The sequence below is a fragment of the Gluconobacter wancherniae NBRC 103581 genome, assembly GCF_007988885.1.
Classification (GTDB): Bacteria; Pseudomonadota; Alphaproteobacteria; order Acetobacterales; family Acetobacteraceae; genus Gluconobacter; species Gluconobacter wancherniae.
Window position 1 is genome coordinate 1 of sequence record NZ_BJUZ01000001.1, and the last position, 16,336, is coordinate 16,336.

At 57.7% G+C, this 16,336-nt stretch carries 18 protein-coding genes and 1 pseudogene; 4 read left to right on the forward strand and 15 right to left on the reverse strand.

Going from position 1 to position 16,336, the window contains the following annotated elements; all coding sequences use genetic code 11:
- A pseudogene (locus GWA01_RS12935) lies at positions 1 to 184 on the forward strand (hypothetical protein); the annotation flags it as partial.
- A 511-nt stretch (positions 185 to 695) separates the two neighbouring features.
- The gene (locus GWA01_RS00005) at positions 696 to 1,937 is read left to right on the forward strand and encodes a hypothetical protein (protein ID WP_146792815.1); all 1,242 of its coding nucleotides are present in this window, start codon (positions 696 to 698) and stop codon (positions 1,935 to 1,937) included.
- A 112-nt stretch (positions 1,938 to 2,049) separates the two neighbouring features.
- Here the strand turns inward: GWA01_RS00005 and GWA01_RS00010 are convergent, their stop codons facing one another.
- From GWA01_RS00010 to GWA01_RS00065, 12 genes are all read right to left on the reverse strand, one after another.
- A complete protein-coding gene (locus tag GWA01_RS00010) occupies positions 2,050 to 2,991 on the reverse strand; it encodes a hypothetical protein (protein ID WP_146792817.1) in 942 nt (313 codons plus the stop codon).
- A 78-nt stretch (positions 2,992 to 3,069) separates the two neighbouring features.
- A complete protein-coding gene (locus GWA01_RS00015) occupies positions 3,070 to 4,113 on the reverse strand; it encodes an EscU/YscU/HrcU family type III secretion system export apparatus switch protein (protein ID WP_146792819.1) in 1,044 nt (347 codons plus the stop codon).
- On the reverse strand, positions 4,110 to 4,916 hold the full coding sequence (gene sctT / locus GWA01_RS00020; protein ID WP_146792821.1) for a type III secretion system export apparatus subunit SctT: 807 nt from the start codon (positions 4,914 to 4,916) through the stop codon (positions 4,110 to 4,112). Before sctT ends, GWA01_RS00015 begins: the two co-directional genes overlap by 4 nt.
- 3 nt (positions 4,917 to 4,919) lie before the next feature.
- Positions 4,920 to 5,192 carry an EscS/YscS/HrcS family type III secretion system export apparatus protein gene (locus tag GWA01_RS00025; RefSeq protein WP_146792823.1) on the reverse strand — a complete coding sequence of 91 codons (273 nt, stop codon included), beginning with the start codon at positions 5,190 to 5,192 and terminating at the stop codon, positions 4,920 to 4,922.
- A 38-nt stretch (positions 5,193 to 5,230) separates the two neighbouring features.
- A complete protein-coding gene (gene sctR, locus GWA01_RS00030; RefSeq protein ID WP_146792825.1) occupies positions 5,231 to 5,881 on the reverse strand; it encodes a type III secretion system export apparatus subunit SctR in 651 nt (216 codons plus the stop codon).
- A complete protein-coding gene (locus tag GWA01_RS00035; RefSeq protein ID WP_146792827.1) occupies positions 5,878 to 6,936 on the reverse strand; it encodes a FliM/FliN family flagellar motor switch protein in 1,059 nt (352 codons plus the stop codon). The genes sctR and GWA01_RS00035 overlap by 4 nt, the downstream gene beginning before the upstream one ends.
- Positions 6,933 to 7,478 (reverse strand): hypothetical protein, encoded by a 546-nt coding sequence (locus tag GWA01_RS00040; RefSeq protein WP_146792829.1) that lies wholly within the window; start codon positions 7,476 to 7,478, stop codon positions 6,933 to 6,935. The genes GWA01_RS00035 and GWA01_RS00040 overlap by 4 nt, the downstream gene beginning before the upstream one ends.
- Positions 7,454 to 9,163 carry a FliI/YscN family ATPase gene (locus GWA01_RS00045; protein ID WP_228118236.1) on the reverse strand — a complete coding sequence of 570 codons (1,710 nt, stop codon included), beginning with the start codon at positions 9,161 to 9,163 and terminating at the stop codon, positions 7,454 to 7,456. Before GWA01_RS00045 ends, GWA01_RS00040 begins: the two co-directional genes overlap by 25 nt.
- Positions 9,156 to 9,755, reverse strand: a complete 600-nt coding sequence (gene sctL, locus GWA01_RS00050; protein ID WP_146792831.1) for a type III secretion system stator protein SctL — start codon at positions 9,753 to 9,755, stop codon at positions 9,156 to 9,158. Before sctL ends, GWA01_RS00045 begins: the two co-directional genes overlap by 8 nt.
- Entirely contained in the window at positions 9,748 to 10,383 is a 636-nt protein-coding gene (locus GWA01_RS00055; RefSeq protein WP_146792833.1) for a hypothetical protein, read from the reverse strand. The genes sctL and GWA01_RS00055 overlap by 8 nt, the downstream gene beginning before the upstream one ends.
- On the reverse strand, positions 10,380 to 11,138 hold the full coding sequence (gene sctJ, locus GWA01_RS00060) for a type III secretion system inner membrane ring lipoprotein SctJ (protein ID WP_146792835.1): 759 nt from the start codon (positions 11,136 to 11,138) through the stop codon (positions 10,380 to 10,382). The genes GWA01_RS00055 and sctJ overlap by 4 nt, the downstream gene beginning before the upstream one ends.
- 4 nt (positions 11,139 to 11,142) lie before the next feature.
- Positions 11,143 to 11,679 (reverse strand): hypothetical protein, encoded by a 537-nt coding sequence (locus tag GWA01_RS00065; RefSeq protein ID WP_146792837.1) that lies wholly within the window; start codon positions 11,677 to 11,679, stop codon positions 11,143 to 11,145.
- A gap of 164 nt (positions 11,680 to 11,843) precedes the next feature.
- Here GWA01_RS00065 and GWA01_RS00070 point away from each other — a divergent pair, with 164 nt between their 5' ends.
- Entirely contained in the window at positions 11,844 to 12,458 is a 615-nt protein-coding gene (locus GWA01_RS00070; protein WP_146792839.1) for a hypothetical protein, read from the forward strand.
- A gap of 80 nt (positions 12,459 to 12,538) precedes the next feature.
- On the opposite strand, the gene GWA01_RS00075 is transcribed toward GWA01_RS00070, so the two are convergent.
- Positions 12,539 to 13,051, reverse strand: coding sequence for a hypothetical protein (locus GWA01_RS00075; RefSeq protein WP_146792841.1), 513 nt, complete (start codon positions 13,049 to 13,051; stop codon positions 12,539 to 12,541).
- Between the two features lie 306 nt (positions 13,052 to 13,357).
- On the opposite strand from GWA01_RS00075, the gene GWA01_RS00080 reads away from it, so the two are divergent.
- Positions 13,358 to 14,203, forward strand: a complete 846-nt coding sequence (locus GWA01_RS00080) for a tetratricopeptide repeat protein (RefSeq protein ID WP_146792843.1) — start codon at positions 13,358 to 13,360, stop codon at positions 14,201 to 14,203.
- Here the strand turns inward: GWA01_RS00080 and GWA01_RS00085 are convergent.
- Both GWA01_RS00085 and GWA01_RS00090 read right to left on the reverse strand, forming a co-directional pair.
- Positions 14,164 to 14,883, reverse strand: a complete 720-nt coding sequence (locus GWA01_RS00085) for a hypothetical protein (protein ID WP_146792845.1) — start codon at positions 14,881 to 14,883, stop codon at positions 14,164 to 14,166. The genes GWA01_RS00080 and GWA01_RS00085 overlap by 40 nt on opposite strands.
- The gene (locus GWA01_RS00090; RefSeq protein WP_146792847.1) at positions 14,880 to 16,319 is read right to left on the reverse strand and encodes a type II and III secretion system protein family protein; all 1,440 of its coding nucleotides are present in this window, start codon (positions 16,317 to 16,319) and stop codon (positions 14,880 to 14,882) included. The genes GWA01_RS00085 and GWA01_RS00090 overlap by 4 nt, the downstream gene beginning before the upstream one ends.
- Positions 16,320 to 16,336 lie beyond the last annotated feature (17 nt).

The window sequence follows — 16,336 nt, forward strand, 5'->3', positions numbered from 1 at the left end:
TGCGGCAGCTTTACGAGTAAAATCCATGCCCGATGTGACAATCAGGGGGCGTCCTTTCGGCTTTGTCCTTACCGGAGGAAAGGTCTCGGACTACAGAGCCAAAGATGCCCTGACGATGGTGCTTGTTCAGAACCTTAAAACCATGCTTGCCGACCGGGACTATGACTGTAACAGTGTTCGCTAGATTGTGTGATGCAAGCGAGCCTGTCGATTATTCCCTCACGTAAAGGCCGTAGCACTTCATGAAACACTGACTGGAGCGTTACGATGCGCCGCATCGCAACCCGCTACGATAAAACCGCTTTGTCATTCATAAGCTTCCTCAACCTCACCGTCGCAAGGTTCTGGATTAGATCTTTTGTCAACATATCCTGGCTTCAGAAGTCCGTGCAAAAAAAGCGCTCGTTGGTTAGATATTCTGTTCGTTGATCAGGCCGATTAGTCCGAATTCGGATCATTGAAATCATAGAGGAATATCAAAAATCAGAGGGTCTCTTGAAGCTTTTCTTAACGCAGGAGCGACATCCGTGTCTGTGAGAATTAAGGTCCACGCGTAATAATCTAATCATCTATCTCGCATGCTTTACCTCACAAGAAAGGTATTATCATGTGGATTTTGTACAGACAGGTTAACGTCAGGATGCGCCTTTACTGTGTGAAGAGAATGATTTTCTCTGTCTTGATGGAGTGCAAACATGGCGATTGGAACCATTGCGTTGGGAAGCACGGACACTGCTACTCAGCTTTCTGGTAGTGCGTTGGAGCAGGCTGGCACCGAAAGTACCAAGACGGGAAAAAAGGCTAATAAGAACGCAGCGTATAACGAAAATCTCGAACAGGGGATGAATACGCTCCAGCAGAGCGATCCGGCTTTGTTTTCAAAGATCATGACCGCTGGGGAATCTGGAAACGGTAACAGCCTCGTTGAGGATGAACTCCAAGCTTACAAGAATGGCGATCTGACTAAGAGTCAGGCGATTGCAGCGATTTCCGGTGCTCAGTCACTTGCAAACAACAATGGCGGCGGACGGATCAACAAGAAGGAGCGGGTCGAGGCGAAAGAGGTTCTGGGGGGAAGCTATATCAAGGGCGGCCAGACTCGTGCCGGTCATGCTATTCTCAAATTCCTCGAAGATACGTCCCCGATTGCCCAGATCGTGAAGGGTATTAAATCCACGACTTCCGACGGACCGGGCAAGGAAACGGTTCTTCAGGCAGGAAGTGGTGCTTTGTTGAGTGCAACACAGCAGGCCATGTCTGATCTCGAACAGACAGATCCTTCTCTAGCCCAGCAGTTTTCGACCGATGCCAGCAAGAAGAATGGCAACGCCATGGCGCAGGATTTGGAAGTTGCCGGCGAGGAAGTGGCTGACTCTGGCGGTGCATTCTCCGATGCGGATGCTGCGGCACTTGGAAGCCAGATCGGGCAGATGGGGGCAGGTAAGGTTTCCAAGAAGGACGCAGCGGCTTTCGAGGCTGAGTTCGGTGAAGGCACGATTGATCGCGGCAGCACGAAGGCTGCAAAAGGATGGGACAAGTTTGAGACGGGAGTTGGTAACTTCTTGTCTTCTATGGTCTCTCCGCTGACAGACGGTGTTGGAATGATCGATCAGTTTGCCAAGGGCAACAAAAGTCAGGGTCTGAAAGATCTTGGTGGAATGTTTGAAGGTGTCGCCAGTGATGCCGCGATGCTCTTTGTCCCCGAGATCGCGCCGGAAGTTGATGGGGCGGAAGCTGCTGCCCGTACGGCCGAAGGTGTTACGGAAGGTGCGGAGAAGGGGGCTTCCTCGACTGGGGACATTCTCAAGAGTGCTGCCGGAAAAGCAGGCAACGGGCTTTTGACTGCCCTGGATACAGCGGATTATGGATATAATCTTTACAGCATGGGGCAGGGTGACCCGATTGTGCAACAGCACGAAAATGCAGGCGAAGCCTGAGAAGGACTTTGTTGCGCCGCTTTGGTGGCGTTTCTGTTTGACGTTTTCTAAGTAGAAGCCATGAACCGGGACGCTATTATCCCGCTTCATGGTTCTTTTATCTGATGTCGGATCAGGCGTCTCCGAAGTCAGCCGTGTAATGCTGGCTTGGATCCTGTGCCATGGTCATCGGATTGGAGCCAGTCGCGTTGCGATCATCATCCGGATGGATATAGGCGTTGCCAGTGCCCAGCTTTGACTCCATATAGGCGCCGCCATCTTTCATGCCCTGTGTTGAACCGTCATACCATCCGGTCACGGTCGCGCGGCCACCTGCATCTTTCGTGATGGCGTTGGAGGGGGCGTCGGCGGCAATGCTCTGGCTATCGCCTGCGGTTTTGCCGTTGCCGTCAGAAACCTTGATGGAAGCGTTACGCCCGTCGATGTAGCTGACATCGTCGTTGTTAACGCCCTTGGCATCAGCATAGAATTCCAGACGGCTGGCGGTGGACTGGAAATTGCCGGACGAGTCTGCTTCGGCGTCATAGCCGCCCTGTCCATTCTCGTATTTCAGTGTGCCGGTCTGGCCGGGTTTGAGGTCGATCTCAGCTGTAGGTTGGGTCGTGGACCCGCCGTTGAGAAACTGGCCAATTTTCTCATCGTGATTGCTGGTATTGGTGATGGTGGTGGTATTGGGGCCGTCTCCCGCACTGACACTAGACGCGCCAGAGGTTGTCGCAGCAGGGCTGGATGTGTTGCTCGAGGCCGAAGTTGCGGGCGACGTAGATCCTGTGACGGGTGTTGCGGAGGCGGAAGATCCAGTAGCCGGGGATATGGCTGGGCTTGCTGTATCGGAGCCGGGGCTTGCTGAACCTTCCTGGTTTCCTTGCTTCAGCAGGGCCATGAGTTCCTGAAAGACTTCTGCAAGTTTGGCTTCTTCCTGCGTGTTCTGGGTACCGTCGCTCTGACCTGCGCCATTCGTGCTTCCAGTCCCGGAAGACAGACTTCCAGACTGCATTGCAGTTATTAGTTCTTGCATTAGGCTCTGTGTGTCGGGCGTAATTGAAGTGCTCATGTCGTCCTCGCCGCGTTTTTCTGCGGAATCTGTTTACGACGGGAAGCTGACGTCAGCCTGATTTGCGTCCAGACAGCGTCACGACGGAAGATTCTGAAGAATACGCGCGACGGGTTGGAAGAATTCAGGCGTGATCGTTGTGCCTGGTTTGAATTTATCCGCAAGATTTCGCGCAAGTTCATAATCCCAGACGACAGGAATACGGCCCTCCTGAGCGATCGTGCGATAGATCTCGGCCTGTTCTCCATGCGCTCGGCAGACAATGCGTGGAAGCGGAGTTTGTGGCGGTTTATAGCGCAGACCGATGACAACCGCGTCTCCACAAATCATAACGCTTGCCTGCTTCGGGCCAAGTGGCGCCGTATTACGACGTGCCTGGCTCTGAAGACGGCGCTGTTGCCGTTTAATTAACGGATTGCCCTGGCTTTCCTTCTGTTCGTTTTTGGCCTCGGTGGGCGTCATCCGCATTTCCTTGAGAAACATCTGCCGCTGGATCAGCAGGTCGATCACACCGGCAACCATGTAGAAAACACAGGCTGCACCTAGGATCGGCATAAGGAGCATGAAGAGAATGCGGGGCAGTGCAGTAATACCAGCTTCAGGCACACGGACGAGGCCGCCAATCGCGCTATGAATAATGAGTGCCAGTGCTCCGCCGAAAAACAGGACCTTCACCAGTGACATACCCAGATCCACGAAAGTCCGGGGTTTGAAAAGGTTTGCAAACCCCGAAACCGGATTGATCTTCTCGAATTTCGGCATCAGGGGATCGAGTGCGAAAACAAACCCGCCATTGGTCAGAAGCCTGACGATAATGCCCGTGAAAACGGCCAGAGCGAGAGGGGTTAAGGCGTCTTCGATGCAAATGGTTCTAAGGGTTTGATCCACGCTTGCGATCCCAGATCTGAAATCCATCGTCAGAGCGTTTCCGACCGCATCCATCATCGTTTGCAGATGAACGGCAATTGCGTTTCGCCGCAGGAGAAGCCAGCCGATCAGCATGATAGTCACTCCCCCCGACTGAAGATCCGGAGCCTTGGCGATATGGCCTTTGCGACGTTCATCAGCGAGCTTTTTGGCAGACGCCGGGAGGGATTTTTCCTCGCTACTGCTTCCGCTCATGGCTTCAGCAACTGGTGCATGATGCCAAGGACATTTCGCGAGGCGACAAGATCATGCTTCATGTACGACACGAGCCAGGCGCAGTAGCCGAACATCATCAGGACGAAGACCAGATTGCGCAGGTTCGGGGCGAGATCATAGAGGTGCAGTTTCGGGATGGCGCGCATCAGCAGAATGACACTTGCCTCACACAGCAGCATCGCCAGCATGACGGGAGCGCCGATTGAAAGGCTTACGGTTTCCAGCCGGTCAAGCAGGCCCAGCAGAACCATACCGAACCCCGGCTGCGGTGCCAGCGTCAGAGCGAGCGGAGGCCAGAGCGTTTCTGACGACAGCAGCGTATCGGCCAGAAGATTGAGCCCCCCGGACAGGACAAACAGCGTCGTGACGGCAAGGGCAAAAAAACCGGCGCTTGTGGATTCCTGATTTCCGCTCCCCGGATCTTCGGCTTGACCCTGCGTTGCGCTACGCTGGGTGTCGAGCAGTTCGCCCGCGCATTGCACGCCCCAGATTGGCAGACCGATGAGCAAACCAATGATGACGCCGATCACCATTTCCTTGGCCCCAATCATACCGAGCGCTATCAGGGTGCGTGGTTCGATGAGCAGTCCGGCATGGATCATGGGAGTTGCGGGAATAGCGAGCGCGAAGGCAATAGCCCCCGTGACAGGGCCGCCAAGCTGCATGCGTGTAAAGACCGGCAGTACGATGGCCGCCCCTGCCGGGCGGCTCATCGCCAGCGCGATGGAACTCAGCCAGGGCATCATCTGTTGCAGGACAACAAGGGCGTCAGTGGTAGGCACGGCTCAGAAGCGCGTCATGGCCGGGAAATCGGTCAGGACGTGTTCTGTAAAGGCCAGCAGTGGCGGAAAGAGTGTCGAGGCCATGAGCAGCAGCGTCGCGCAGACGGCGACGACCTTGAAGGTCAGTGGCATCGTCTGGTCCTGAAGCTGCGTTACGGCCTGTAGAAGCCCGATCATAAGTCCGACCACCAGCGCAATTGCCAGCGGTGGCCCCGCGATCGAAGCGAACAGGAAAAGCGCGGCAGAGAGTTCCTGCGTAAGGGCCGCATCATCCACAGATGGTTTTTTCCCGCAGATGTGCGCGCCAGGCTGGTTTATGCATAGCTCATCACCAGCCCGTGCAGCAGGCGTGTCCAGCCGCTGGCCAGAACGAACAGCAGCAGCTTGAGTGGAACCGAAATTGTGTTGGGCTGCACTTGAGAGAGGCCCATCGCGATCAGGATCGTGGTGACGACAAGGTCAATGGTGATAAATGGCAGATAGATCAGGAAGCCGATTTCAAACGCGCGTTTGAGCTCTCCCGTCAGAAAGGAGGGGAGGAGGATCGGGAGGGATTCCGGCGTCAGGCTGTCGCGCATATCCTCGGGCCACAGGCGCTGGGTGGCGTTCATGAAGAAATTGCGCTCGGGAGCCTGTGTAAAGCGGAGCAGATGTTGGGCGACTGGGGCCTGCACGCGTTCATAGGCATCCACATAATCCGTCAGCGTCTCGTATTTCTGGTCGCTTTCGATGGCCGCCTTGTAAATGTCGTGGCCGAGAGGCGCGGAAATGAAGAGCGTGAGGATCAGCGAGATTGCATAGAGTACGATATTCGGCGGAGACTGCTGGATGCCGAGGGCGGTGCGCAGCAGGAACAGGACGACCGAGATTTTCACGAACGACGTGGTGGTGATGACCGCCAGGATCAGGACGCCGAACCCAAGGGTCAGGACAAGGGCCGTGACGAGATTGCTCGAGCCGATCATGCGGTGATGATCCGCGTTACCCGGATGGCGGCGGAGGGCCCAAGATCTACGAGTTCACCTTCGCCAATGCGGCGACCATTGGCCATGATCGACACGGAACGCTCGGTTAGCGCGCCGATATCAATCACATGTCCTTCTCCGATCGTCCTCAGTTCGGCCAGCGAGACCGACATCCGCGCCAATTCAAAAGTCAGGGGGATCTGAAGGTGCTCGATGGCGGACGCTTCGGCCTCGACTGTCGTGGCCGGGTGCGGGCTGGTCGCGGCGGAGGAGGGGGGTGTTTCAGTCATGCTGTTCCAATCTGCTGGCCAAATCCGGGCGAGAGGCACAAACCCGCCTTCAAAGACAATTCTGCTGCCATCATGCCGGGCCGCTGCGCCCAGCACCTCGCCCGCAACGATGACATGTCGGACCTGTGCCGCCGCCCCGAGGACCAGTCCGAAACCGGGGGCGAGCGCCATAAGTTCTGAGGGCGAGACCAGAACGCTGCCAACTCTCAGCGATAGCATCACCGGCGGATCGGGAAAGTGGCGCATAAGTGGCGGGACCAGACGGTGAAGCACAGGCATCAATGCCGGAGGGAGGCGCACGAGGCCGCAGAAACTGTCCGAATTTCCAAAACGGGCCTCAAACCCGATCTCACCAAGCGCGGGCATGTGGGGCATGGTCTGCTGTGCAGGTTCGACCCGCGTAAACCGGATTGGCGCGCCTGTCGTAGCTTCCAGTGCGGTCAGACCCTGATCCAGCAACATTTCAAGCAGCAGCAGGGCTGCCGGCGCTTCCATCGGGGCACGAGGCTTCGGCTCCGCCAGCGAAACCAGCCTCTGAAGGATATCGTGAGGGAGAAGGCATTGCCCCTCCCTGTCACCGATCCGAAAACAGATCGCACTCCATTGCGCGGATGGGAGGATCGGCGGCGTAAAGCGTACTGAAAGTCGCTCTTCGCCTACGGACAACGCAAAGTCGTGCCGTCCGAGCAGACCTGCCGCTAAAGCGTCATAGCCCAGAGGCCTCGGCGTGAGGCGATGTATCGCGCGCGGCAGAGACAGTGTCATGGAAGACTGAACCGCGATGTCGTGCTGCGTTGACGTGTGAGCCGCCCGCTGCTCTGACGCATCATGGCAAGTTCCGCGATGTCCTGTTCCTCGCGCTGTTCCTGTGCTGTGCGGTGTTCGGTCAGAACGCGCTCCAACAGGTCGCGCGCCTGTTTTTCGCGCTGTTCGTATTGCATCAGGAGGCGACGTGTTACAGCGGCGAGCTGCCGGGATTTTTCGACGTCCCGTTCGGCTTGGGTGATACCGTCTTCTAGGCGTTTTTCGTGACGGGCGAGTTCTTCGATATGCTCATGATCCCGCCGCATGAGCACGGCGCTGACCGGTGCATTCTGTGCGCGTGCGGCAATCTTCGTCTGAACCTGAAGCTGGTGTGTTTGATGGTCGGACAGGATTTGGCTGGCGTGGTTGAGGAGCGCTAGGCGCTGATCGACCTGCAATGTTGCCGCCGACAGAAGCTGACGCGCCTCTGCCGCACGGCGCTGGCGCAGCGTCATAAGCTGTTCCGCTGCCTGTGGGCTCAGGCGCAAAGACGGTTGAGCCATTCCAGTATCTCCGCAAAGGATGTCCGTTCGTCGTTGCCCTGACGCAGGAAACCCCGCAGCGTGCCGATTTTGGCAATCGCCTCGTCCGCAAGTGCGTCACCGCCCGGCTTGTATTCGCCGACCTGCAACAGAAATGCGATCTCCTGATATTTCGCCCACAGGCTCCGGATTTTCGTGGCCGCCGCCTGATGACGGGGATCGGTCACGAGAGACATCACGCGCGACCGGCTGGTCAGGACGTCAATCGCCGGATAATGCCCTGCCGCCGCCAGCGCGCGCGACAGAATGACATGGCCGTCCAGAATGCCGCGTGTTTCTTCGGCAATCGGATCATCCATCCCGTCTTCGACCAGCACGGTATAAAACGCCGTGATCGATCCCCTTACGCCCATGCCCGCGCGCTCCATGAGTTGGGGCAAGGCCGCGAAAACCGATGGGGGGAAACCGCGCCGCGTGGGCGGTTCCCCAGCAGCTAGCCCGATCTCGCGCAGGGCCCGGGCATAACGCGTGACATTGTCCACGAACAGCAGGACCTTCAGCCCCTGGTCGCGGAAATATTCTGCAACTGTCGTGGCGGCCTGCGCGCAGACGACGCGCTCGGCGGCGGGCCGGTCGGAGGTGGCGACGATCAGGACAGCATTTTTTAGCCCGTTCGCTCCCAGATTATGCTCGACGAATTCGCGCACTTCGCGGCCACGTTCGCCCACAAGTGCCACGACCGCGACATCGGCGGAACTACCTTTGACGATGGCGGACATCAGCGTGGATTTTCCCGCTCCGGCCTCGCCATACACCCCGAGCCGCTGGCCCTCGCCACAGGTCAGCAACCCGTCCAGAGCGCGAAGACCGACAGGCAGCGGCCGGGCGATCGGCTGACGTTCCATCGCGGGGGGCGGTGCGGCCTGGACGAAGCGTGATGGCCCTGCCTCCAACGGCCCCAGACCATCAATGGGCGTGCCGAGCGCATCGAGAACACGGCCCAGAAGCCGCTCGCCGACCGGAAAGTTACGTCGTCCCCCAGTCGTGACGACTTCCGTATCGACCGAAACACCTTCGAGACTGCCCATCGGCGTCATGAGCACTTCGTTTCCGTCCAGCCCCACCACTTCTGCATCCAAAGACCAGTCGCGATCGTGGTTCTGCAGCCGGCACAGATCGCCCACGGCCACATTCGGCAGAATGGCGCGGATGATGGTTCCAGTAGCGCTGACGACGCGCCCCTGCATCGGATGTGTGTCGATTCCCGCCGCCCGTGAGCGCAACATGGGCAGGAGGGTCTTCATGCGCGCGATGACATGATCGGCAGTCTGTGACGGATCACGGCTCACCTGCGCCTGCTTGGCCTGCAGTTTACCCGCCTCAGTCTCATCGGGCAGACGGGGGGCGTCCGTCAGGTCTGCGTTTTCCGAAGCCGGATACTGTCCGATAAGAGACGCACCGGACTGGCCGGCCTGGGCATCGGGTGTTTCAGGATCGGAAGGTGAAACAGTCTGTTCCATTTCTTCCGGGGCCACTTCCTGTGCCTGCCGTTTCTCGTCCGTCCGTTGCAATGCGTGGAGCCGAACGAAATCCGCCTCCAGCGCACTGGCGAGAGACACAGTCGGACGCGCGGTATCTATGATGCCATCCGCAGAAGCGGTGTTGTCCGGAGCATGAGAGAGTGGCGTGAGCGGGATGTCAGTCATGCTGTATCCATTGCGCCGTTAGACGCTCCCGAAGCACGGCAAGCTGGGCATCTACGCCCAGTTCTGCCACGCCCAGTTCACTTTCCAGCACACACCTGCCTGGCGCCAGCATCGGGTCGATCTCAAGACGTAGTCCGGGATTACGGGCCGTTAACTCTTCCACGACCGGGCGCAGGATATCGGCGCAGTCGGACGCCACCCGCAGCGTGGCGAGTGTGCCATGCCGGATTTTTCCCAGCGTATGCCTGATGGCGGCGGGAAGGGCTTTGCCGATATCAAGTCGCCCGAAAAGATCCGTCACGACATCCGTCACAATGGCCGGAAGGCTCGTTTCCAGATCCCGAAGCACTTTTGCGACTGCTTCATCGGTCACGATAAGACGACGCGCCATTTCTGCGGAAGCTTGGTCATGGCCGCTCTGATAGCCACGCCGACATTCCGCATCATAGGCGTTCCGCGTAGCGGAAAGCAGCATCGTGGCGTTTCGAATGGCGGTGTCATAGGCTTGGGATGCGTCGCACCAGGCGCTCATCTCCTCGGGGCGTAAGATCGTCGTGGAGGGACGCATCCGTGAAAACATCCGTTCAGACATGCGCGGCAATTCCTTCCGCGACCTTCAGGATGATCGGATCGTATGTGCTGGATGCTGCGGGCAGAAGGGTTCTTGCAGGCAGCTTCAGCGTGGCGAGGCGTCCGTAATCTCCGGTCAGACTGTCGCGCCAGCGGATCAGGCAGGACCAGCCGCAGTCCGTGACGGCTCTGGCAAGGGTGGCAAGGTCCATGTCGGGTTCGGTCGATGTTATTGAGGGCGGGATGGACAGACCAGCCTGCGCCCAGTGAGCCCCGTTGCGGATACCAAACAGCCGCACCCCTTCTCCAAATGCGGCGTCAAGGACCGTAGTCGCCTGACGGTCCACCTGTTTCGCCAGACTGCGCCAGTGAACGACAGCCCCCATACGTCGTCCTGCGTTCTGCAAGGCGTGTTCAGGCTGCAACGCCAGGGCTTCCAGCGGGCTTTGTGGAGCGTGGGCCGGTGGCAGTCCCTCATAATCCAGCAATTCAATCAGACGTTCTGACAGCCTTGAACAGGTTTGGAGTTTCTGGACTGTGTCACGTTGCAGCATCGGTAGGTGCAGTTGCAGATGGGACGGATGAATACTTGCCAGCATCTGACTGTAATCTGACCTAAAAGATGCGTTCATGCCGTGTGGTGTCGTCACGCGGCCTCACGCGGCACGATGGCCAGTTCCGTGGTCTTCTGAATCGGTTTCCTGCGAAAGCGCCGCCATAGGAGGTTGGCACCATATCCGGCAGGGAAGGCGAAGGCGAAAAACCATCCGGTCCAGCCGAGCGGACTCATCCATTCCGTCTGAACTGGCGCAAGATGAGGAACCGCGACCGGCAGCAGAATGACGGACACCCGGTCATAGGCCAGATCCTGAACTGCATTGGCGACCATTAACTTGATCTTGGGGAGCAGTCCTGACACTGTTGTTCCGGAGTCATATCGAATGACAACTGATGCCGTGGCCGGTTTGTCCACACCCGTCACCGGATCGCTCGCGGCGGGCGCGATGTGGACGCGCGCATCAATCACGCCATCAATGTCATTGAGCGTGTGGCCAAGCTCCTGACTGATGCCGTAATACAGCTTGGCGCGCTCGGCCGTGGGGGTGCTGATCATGCCCTGCTGCTGGAAGATCTTGTCCATGCTGTCATATCCGTTGCGGGGATAATGACTACTGCGCAGGATGGAGACAGCATCCGCCACGTGCCGTTCCGGCACTTCCACGGTGGAACTACCGTCTTTGGCAATCAGACGGGTAGCAGAAATTCCATGCTGCAAAAGGATGGCAATCATCTCCATCGCATCGCGTTCGGAAAGCTCGGTGTAGAGCACGGTCTGGCACGCGGTGAGGGAGAGGAGAAGGAGCAGGGTGGGAAGGGTGAGAAACAGACGCCGGATGCGGAACATTGTCTCACCCCCCCTGAGTGAGGAGGCTTTTCAGTGTGGAAGTCATGTTCTGTGATGACACGGTGATAATGTGGGTTTCGAATTCAGAATTGGTGAACGCCATTTGTCGCGTCAGGGCCTCGTTGTACATCGCAATCCCTTCCTGCTCGACTTTCTCGAACAGACTGTTCAGGGGAGCCGTTTTCTCATCCGTTTTGCCAGAGGAAATGGCACTGGCTGCACCGGAAAGACCCGGCGTTCCGACGCTACTTTGAGAAAGAGCCAGATGTTCCGGCCCTGTTGTCGGAATGACAGTGGGTGCCAGCGTATTGAGCGTCGAGAACGCACTGCTGATCCGCCCTAGTCCGGACAGGATCTGGTCTCCCAGTGTGTCTGTCGTTGAGATAGACTGCGTTTGGTATGTCTGACGGGCGGGTGTGCTTTGCAGGAAAGCAACCTGGTCGTCACCGGGCGCAGGCGCTCCTGCTGTCAGGCTGTTTGTTTGGTCAGTGAGGGAACGCTGGGTCAGCGTTGTCGCATCCAATCCCGTAATGCCTGTCATACCTGCGACCCCGAACGATTTCCTGTAACAGGCCCGGACCTATCGCAATCAACCCTAGGGACGTAAGCTGATCTGAACCTGACCTTCAGGCTGACTGTCCAAAAACGTCTTCAGGCGTCCGGTAAGAATTGTCGGGCCCCTGCGCGCGGTCTATAGAAGAACAGATGAAGCAGAACTCCACTTGCAGTTCAGAAAAGGTGGCGATGCTACACCGGCGATTTCTTTCCGGCGTTCTGCTGGCCTCTGCGGTGCTGGGCTCCGGGGTGCTGGCTAGGGTCCGGGCCGAGCCGCTCCCGCTCCCTGACCAGGGACGTTATACGGTCATTCATCAGACTTTGCCCGACGTCCTGATCCAGTTCTGTGAAGATGTGAACCTGCGCGTTGTCGTGGACCCGTCCATTCAGGGAAGTGTGCGATCCGGCTTTACCGCAGAGACGCCGCTGGCATTCCTGAATGCGCTGTCCGCCGAATACAGGCTGGACTGGTATTATGATGGCAATACGTTGCACGTCACACCATCATCTGCGACGACCACACAGTTTTTTCCGCTTGGCGGCGTGTCGTATGCGGCACTGATGCGGGTTGTGGACGCGAAGAAAATGCTTGAGCCCCATTATTCGGTTCATACCGATGATCACGGGCGTTCCGTTAGTGTCTTCGGGCCACCCGATCTGCGTGATCGCATTAACCAGACGATCCAGTCCCTCAGTGGACCGGGCGCAGGTCATCGGACAGTCAGGATTTTCCGGGGAAGTGCCGTTCAGGAAGTCTCGAAATAGATCGGGACATTTTTGACGAACGGATATGAAAACTCTTCCCGGTCAAAAATGGTGGCCGGGAAGAGAATTGCGCGCAGGTCTCAGGAAGTCTGCTGCGAAGGAATGGGAGCCATATCCGGCACTTGTCCGGTCGCGCCTGAGGTATCGTTTCCCGAAGCGTCGCTGGTTGTGCTGGAATTGCTGGAAGAGTCCTTGTTTTTGGCCTCCTGAGCCTGGCCGAAAGAAATCAGGCTGGCAATCTGTGCGGTAGATCCTAGCGTGACGGTAAGAGGCTTCAGGATCTTATCGAATTTATCGCCAAAATCTTTTGCCTGGTCGCTTTTGGACTTGGCAGGCTTTGCTGTCGGTTCTTCGGTAGCCGCCTCGGTTTCAGTATGAGTGGTGTGCGCAGCAGGCGCATGTTCAGATGCTACCGATGCGGGATGTAGTATTTCTGAATTCTGCGAATAAACGGAGCTGGTGGGTCTCGGTGCCGTGTTGTGAAGGGTATCGTTAAAGCCCGTAATTTCGTTTTGCGGGGTGGAGGTGCTACCGCCAGCGTGGGTTACGGGCGTATGTAGCTCAATATCGCTGGATCCGATTCTAGCGGTCATCTCTGGCTCTCCATAAATCAATGTTGCGCTCATCACCGAAATGCTGAAAGGCCGGGACAGAGGGGCAAATCGGCGTGCTTTCATTCTGTAAGAGAGCAGTCTGTCTTTATCCTGATCTGGTTTTGATATTTGCAAAGCGCTGTTCCGCTTTCATGGAACCATAATAATATGATGAAAATCCCGATGCTTTCCGCCTGTCAAAAAAAATCCATATTTCAGGATATGTCCTGAAATCGTTAGCGTCTGATAGGTTTGGCAGGTTGCGCCTTCCAGATCTGTTCTGCGCTTCGCTACGAAAGTTTTTCCATGCGGGTTTCTTTTCCGTCACGTGCTTCGTTCTTTGCTTTCACACTGGCGGTTCCTCTTGCCGGTTGTGTCTCAAACGCTTCCCATAACGCGCAGGATGTCGCGCGGGAGCAGCAGGCGGCACGCAACCCGGATAGCATGATGAAAGTCGGGGATAGTGCCCGCGCGCACGGAGAGTGGTCGACCGCCGCAGCCTTTTATGGCCGCGCTGTTGCGCTGCGTCCCGGACAGCCGAATTATGTTGGACCATACGCCGAAGCGCTTATGCATCAGGGGCGGACGAACGAGGCGATAGAAGCCATTCATGGCGCTGAGGCCAACGCGACGTCTGCCGAGCGTGTGCGTCTTGCGCTGCTGCTTGCTCCGCTCCTCAATACTGCACAGCGGTCACAGGAGGCGATCGGGGTTCTCCTCCCCGTGATCCAGCAGAATCCCAATTCTGCTCCTTTGCGAGTGGCGTTGGGAATTTCCTATGAAATTTCCGGGGATGCGCAGGGTGCGCGCCAAAGTTATTGCGATGCGTTGCGGATCGACCCTGCCAATATCGCCGCCGCCAATGATCTCGCCCTTTCGGAAGCCCTCGGAGGGCAGCCGCAGCAGGCGCGCACTGAGCTTCTGGCCCTGAGGACACAGGCTGTCGAGCGCGGTGCATCAGCGGCTTCACTTTCCACGATCGATGGAAATCTGGCGATTGTTTACGCTCTTGAAGGCAAATTGTCGGACGCGCGGCAATCTGCGCGCTCTGCCGCCCTTAGCAGCGAACAGATCCAGCAAAACATGCGATTTTATACGCTCCTGCACGCAGCTCAGGGCGTGGATGCTGCCTCATCCGCAGCGGGAAACTGAGACGCATCGTTCTTTGTTGTGGCGTCTGAAGACGCTGCCGGGCTGTCGCTTCCCGTCGTCGGCGTGGAACTGTTGCCACCTGTGCTGCCCCCGCTCATAGCCGACGGGAAGGCTGACGTCGCAGACGTTTTGTTCTGTGAATTACGATCCATTCCCGCTTCCCATAATTCCACAACACGGCCAAACCGCGCACCATTGGCCGGTTGCAGATGTGCAGGCTCCAGCAGATCTCCCGGATTGGCGATTTCCGCAGACAAGGCGGAGGCCTGAAGACACTGTCCGAGCGGATACAGACTTTCGGATGTATCTCCGGTCCAGGACGGCCGGACGGCCCGACGACAATCGGGTTGGGCAACGACATACGTCCTGAGGACGAGCGTGTCCGAAGCGTCATGGACGACGCGGATCCGTGCCGGTTCCACCCCGGCATGGACCAGTGCGTGGGTCACTAGAGCTGTAATCTGCGGGTCCGCGCTGCTGATCGTGGCATGGACGGCACGCGGATCGCCAAGTCTGGTGAGCGCGGTATCGAGAGCACTGTCTGCGTTGGCGGCATCGAGAGGAATGCGATGCTGGTTGATGCCAAGGAGAAGCGGCGGCGGTGAGCCGGACGAACGGGTGCCGTTGAATGTGCATCCGGCCAGCGACAGTGCAAGAAGGGCGAAAAGCGTGTGTCTCATTCGTAAAGGAACCCGGCCGCACCCTGAAGATGGGGCATACGTGTGGTATCGGGCGCATCTGTTGCGGCGGCGGCCGAGCGGCGGAGTAACAGTGCTTCGATTGCCGATGTCGGGCGGATATAATCAGTTGGCAGCGCCGGGACACGGTCGGATGGATGAACGATATAGGCCGTGACGACAATCAGCAGTTCGCTCTCGTTGCGCTGGAATGAGGCGGAGCGAAACAGCGATCCAAGCACGGGAATATCCCCTAACCCAGGCACTTTGGAAATAGTATTGCTCGCATCGTTCGAAATTAGACCGCCAATGGCGAAACTCTGACCCGAGGCAAGCTGGATGGTGGTATCGGCCCGGTTGGTGCGGATGGCGGGAACGACGCTACTACCTGAAATGGAATACGCACCGTCCGAGGCTTCGGTGGAAACGGAGCTGACTTCCGGTGCGACATGCATGCTGATGGTCCCGTCAGACAGAACCGTTGGCGTGAAATCGACGCTGACACCATAATTTTTGTAGGTGATCCCGACAGTGCCCAGACCTTGCGGGATCGGAACTGGGAACTGACCGCCGGACAGGAACTTTGCTGTCTCACCGGACATGGTAGTGAGGTTGGGTTCCGCTAGCATGGTCGCAAGCCCCTCCGTCGCCATGGCGTCGAGTGTGCCCGTGACGGAAGAGGCTCCGTTCGTATAGCTCCCCGACAGTGCATTGCTTGCGCTCGACAGTGTTTTGATGGCGCTGGGGACGCCGCTTAGGCCACCCGTTGCGGCCCCGATTGCGAAAGAGCCCACACCGTTGAAAACCGTTGTCCAGTTAAAGCCCAGATCCTGCGAAAGCTGCCGCTGCACTTCCGCAACCCGGACCACAAGATTGACCTGAACCGGCTCGCCTATCGTTAGACGATTGATCAGTTTGGCGCCGCTCCCGCCATATTGTCGGGCAAGAGCCTCTAGATGTGCGGCCGCTTTGGCATCCGCAACAGATCCGGACAGGACAACACCGTCAGGCGACATCTGGAGCTGAACATTCCGGCCACCTTCTTTGGCGATCATGGCGCGCATCGCATCCATATTGAACATTACCGTCACGTCGCCGGAAATCATTTTCTGGCCGCTCTGATCCAGCACGATGAGTGTCGTATGGCCGGGTTTCTTACCGAATATGAACAGGCCGTTATTATCGGTGTACTGCACGTCCATAATCGTAGGATCGGCGATCATGACATTGCCTGCCGCGCGGGGAAGCTGGATCAATTGAGCTCCTCCGACAGACAGCGTCATGGAACCACCATGCCGCGCGGGCTGTGCTTGCGCGACTGCACTTTGTGTGGTCAGCCCGACACTGGCAATGCTCAGGAACAGAAAAGACCCCTGCAAGACGCCTGTAAGGGCGATCTGCCAGAAGCGTGTATTGTGTGCTGAACGGGCCAAAATCATACTGGAAAACTGTCCCC